Genomic DNA, 4,469 nt, shown 5'->3' with positions numbered 1-4,469 from the left:
AACTATTTGTATTTAACTATGGGATTAATAAAGATCTCCTGTTTAAGCCAGATGCGCCCTTTCTGAACCTCGAAACTCCTTTGGGATTAACTGGTTTTTCACTGTCCCCGCTAAAAAGTACCAGCAGCGGACTTTCTGTTTGCCGTTCTCAATAGCTTTATGTATTTCAAAACCCTTAAGTGGCCAAAGTGACTGTTTGTTACTGGCTTCACTTTGACGAAATAAATGATATGTTATAACATTGCCTTTTTAATCCATCCTTGATAGGGCAAAGCACGTGAAAAAGCATTTTCTATATTCAATTATTGTCATTTCTAATGGTGCGTTAGCGCAAGATAGCAATAACCCAACCTCAGAAACTAATGATGATATTGAGCGCATTGAGGTAAATAGACTTTGGCAGCCTTACCGAGGCAACGTACCATTGATTGATACTCCCCAAGCAGTAGATAGAATTAATGCCGATACCATCAAAAACGAGGGCATTACTCGTTTCATGGACGCCTTGGACTTTTCGCCTAGTATCGTAAGGCAAAATAACTCTGGCGGTATGTTTGATAGCTTTGCTATTCGCGGTTTTTCGGGCGACGAAAATAACCCGACAGGTTACTTAGTAAATGGCTTTAACTCGCGAGGTTATAACGGCAACAGAAATACCGCCAATATTGAAACCATTGAAGTAATGAAAGGGCCAGGCTCAGCACTGTACGGACAAGGTGAACCGGGTGGCACGGTCAATATCATCACTAAAAAGCCGCAATTTGATGAACAAGGTTATATTCAGGGAACCTTAGGTAATTTCAATCAAAAACAAGTGGAATTTGATCACACCAAAGGCATTAGTGACGATGTTGCTTACCGCATCAATGGCTTTTACGAAGATTCAGATACCTTTCGTGACCATGTTGATATTGAAAGCTTGAATTTAAGCCCGTCACTTTTGTGGAATATCTCTGACGCCACCAGCTTAAGTTATGAAATGGAAATTCTACATCAAAGCAAGCCGTTAGATCGCGGTGTCTATGTATTAGATAATGATTTTGACGCTGTCGATACTGCCGCATTTTATGGTGATACCCGAGACGGAGCCCATAAAGTTGAAGCGCTAGGACACCAACTACTATTAAATCATCAGCTTAATAACTCGTGGCACTTATTAGCCGGTTTAGCTTATCGGGATTCATCCTTTAAAGGTCAATCTTCAGATGCTGAACTATCTGACGGCCGCCAGCTGATTTATAGCGACCCAAATACCTTATCAAGACAAAGAAGAGAGCGTGATTATCAGGCGCAAGACTTCTCGGCGCGTTTTGAAGTTAGCGGTGACGTAGAGCTTGGTGGCATGACCAATAATCTATTAATTGGGTTAGATTATTATAACTTCCAGCTAGATACTGATTATAGAGTGTGGCGAACCGCTTGGGGTTCAGGCGATGCGACATACTCAATCAACCCTAATAACCCTGATTACACTATGTATCAGCCTGAAACCACACCAACAACCTTAACCTTTGAAGAGCAAAAAGGCCTTGGTTTTTACGCCCAAGATTTAATTGAGTTGACTGATAAAGCCAAGCTGTTATTGGGCTTCAGAGTCGATAGCTTTAATCAGCACATTGTCAATAAACTGGATAATGAGTCTCAAGAGCAAGATCAAACTGAAGTATCTTCTCGTTTCGGTTTTGTCTATGAATTGGATGACAATATCAATATTTACACCAGCTACGCTGAAGGTTTCAGACCTAATCCTGGGCTTGATTCAGACAGAAATGCTTTTGACCCAGAACAAACTAAATCTTTCGAAGTCGGTCTTAAATGGCAAAATGTCGCTGACAGGTTCTCCGGTAGCCTTGCACTGTTTGATGCCAGCAAAACCAATATGTTAACAGCAGAGCCAGACACAGGGCTTTCTGCGACTTTAGGTGAGGTTGAAAGTCAGGGAGTTGAGTTTCAGCTGACCACCTTACTAACGGCTGATACCAGCATTGAGTTAGCCTACGCTTATACCGATGCAAGAACAGCAAACGATTTGATTGATAATGACTGGGGCGTGCCAATCCCTAAAGGTTCACGTTTAATCAACGTTGCAGAGCATGTCGGTCATGTGGCCCTAAGACATTATACTGACATTATGGGTAAAGAAGCTTATTTTGGCGCTACGGTCAATTACGTTGGCGACCGTCTAGGTGAAACCACATCACCTGATTATATTTTACCTGCATACACCTTAGTGAACCTATCCGCAGCGATAGAGTTAAGCAGCAAGTTTAGTGTAATGCTTGATGTGAATAACCTGTTTAATGAGCAATACTTTGAAAGCTCCTATCACAGGTTATGGACTATGCCGGGTGAGCCGATTAATTTCACCGCGAGTGTTAAGTATCAATTCTAATTTTCAGTATTAATTGCTGCTTGGGCTTGCTAATACGACTTCTGTTTAAGGTTTTCACTGCTCATTGACATCAGTCAACTCCGCGGTAAACCCCAAACTTCATTGTCTTAGCATCGCCACTAACGCTATTTGGATAGTTAAATTTGATAGCGTTAAACCTTGTCACTAGTCCCGACTGACAAGGGGCAAGTCCGCGGTGTAAACTCAAACTGCATTGTTTTAGTACCACAATGACATTAAGCGACCTTAGGGTCGCTTTTTTGTTGAGGATATCAGAGGTGAATCTATCAGTTGGGCTGAGTGGCTCAAGTGTCAAATATGAAGAATGCGTTACTCATTGGGCTTTTCACTAGGGTTAGCACAGTCATTACACAAGCATTGTAATTCTATTTGAGAGTTGAGCAGTTGAAAGTCCGCTTGTTGAATGCTCTCTTTTAAAGCCTCGATCACGCTGGCTTGAATGCCCTTCTCGGCCACTTTGCCGCAACTTTTACAAATCAAAAACTGCGGTACTTGGTGCTTGTGAGCGCAAGTGATGTGTGAACAAGCAAGGTACTTATTTTCAGATGATAGCTTATGCACTAAAGGCAGTTCACTGAGTATATCCAGCATACGATAAACAGACATCGGTGCTAATGATTCTTGGTGTGTCGCACGGTAAATATCAACGATTTCATAGGCTGATAAGGGTTTGCTAGAGTTAAGTAATACACCTAAAACATTCTTTCTTTTTGCCGTTAGCTTTACACCATTGTCGTGACATAGTTGTTCTGCTTTAGCAAAAATTTCAGTGTTATTAGAAGTAGGCATAGATAAGCTCAAGAGAAATCGTTATTGTTGTTATTATTTCTTGTCGGACTGACATTGTAAATGATAAAAAATAGAACATCTTAACAGCATTAAATAATTGCTATTTTTTGTGATTTTAAACCGTTTTTCGGCGCTTAGCTAATTTAGACCATTGGTTTCCTTTTTGTATTTCCAAACTTCGTTTGGATTAACGTCGTGGTTTTCCACCCACAGCTGATTTTGACCTGTGGATTTTATTCTGTATTTCCAAACTTCGTTTGGATTAATATCGTGGGTTTTCTGCCCACTGCTGATTTTGATATCTGGGTTTCAGCCTGTAATTCCAAACTCCGTTTGGATTAACGTCGTGGCGCTTCGCCCCTTCTTTTGCAAAGAGCAGAGTCAAGGGGGAAAGCGCACACATTTTACAAAAGAAGCCCTTAACAAACCCTCAGCGCCCTAACGAAAAATGCTGAAAAGCGCATGATTTTCGATGGGGATTGATCCAGCTTTTAACTTCGTTTGTAGACTGCTTCGGTCATTGTCGAAAAGCCCTAACGCTTCCGATAGGCCGTCCATGGCCTAACGAAAGCTAGCTTGGCATCCATGCCAAGCTCACGGTCTTTTCTCGATGACCTCAATTCATATTGAGTCTTTTAGCTGATTAGATTCTTGGTTTTTTTAGCTTTTTTAATTGCCACGAATACACTCAAATCGAAGAGATAATAATCCCGGTGTAGATGCAGCAGCGAGCTTCTGACTGCCAAGGATGGCAAGAATGTCATTATTTGTCTGGAACAAATTTGACCAAAACATGGCGAAGTTTCACTGTGTGAAACGCTCTGAGCGAGAGGCAAGGATGCCGAACTGGCCGTTTAACATGGATGTTATTTGTTTTGGCAGAGCTTACATGGAACTTTTGACTTATATAAAGAATGCAGCGTCTCGCAGTTGTATCTGCACATAAGGTCGCTTTTTCACATCTGACCCATAGGGATTTGGGAAATGTCATGATGATGTCGGGAACATCATTGACCATGTGATCGCGACATTTGTATATCCTATACATCACCTGCGGCAGGCAATGGATTAAATTGAAGTAATGGACTACCGTAACGGATCCAATATAAATGAAGTATAAAGTTGGTGGTCGTAAAACATTTTGCCCCAAAATGAGTTGGTGCTAGCAATGGGATAATCAGCATAACCTTACTTTTTCTAATCGATTATGACCGCCTTACTTGTCGTCCAAATGACTGGTTGCCTATACAGGTATAACTGATTTTCT

General features: G+C 41.3%; 2 protein-coding genes. One reads left to right on the top strand and one right to left on the bottom strand.

Annotation, left to right across the window (positions count from 1 at the left end; all coding sequences use genetic code 11):
- The first annotated feature begins 277 nt into the window (after window positions 1–277).
- Window positions 278–2,392, top strand: a complete 2,115-nt coding sequence (locus tag AB4140_RS15955; protein ID WP_102436252.1) for a TonB-dependent siderophore receptor — start codon at window positions 278–280, stop codon at window positions 2,390–2,392.
- Between the two features lie 330 nt (window positions 2,393–2,722).
- On the opposite strand, the gene AB4140_RS15950 is transcribed toward AB4140_RS15955, so the two are convergent.
- On the bottom strand, window positions 2,723–3,202 hold the full coding sequence (locus AB4140_RS15950; RefSeq protein WP_102531868.1) for a Fur family transcriptional regulator: 480 nt from the start codon (window positions 3,200–3,202) through the stop codon (window positions 2,723–2,725).
- Window positions 3,203–4,469: the final 1,267 nt, after the last annotated feature.

This window comes from Shewanella sp. 10N.286.51.B2, from assembly GCF_041469265.1.
GTDB lineage: Bacteria > Pseudomonadota > Gammaproteobacteria > Enterobacterales > Shewanellaceae > Shewanella.
Note: the sequence above shows the minus strand (reverse complement) of the source record. Positions and strands in the feature narration are given on the sequence as shown.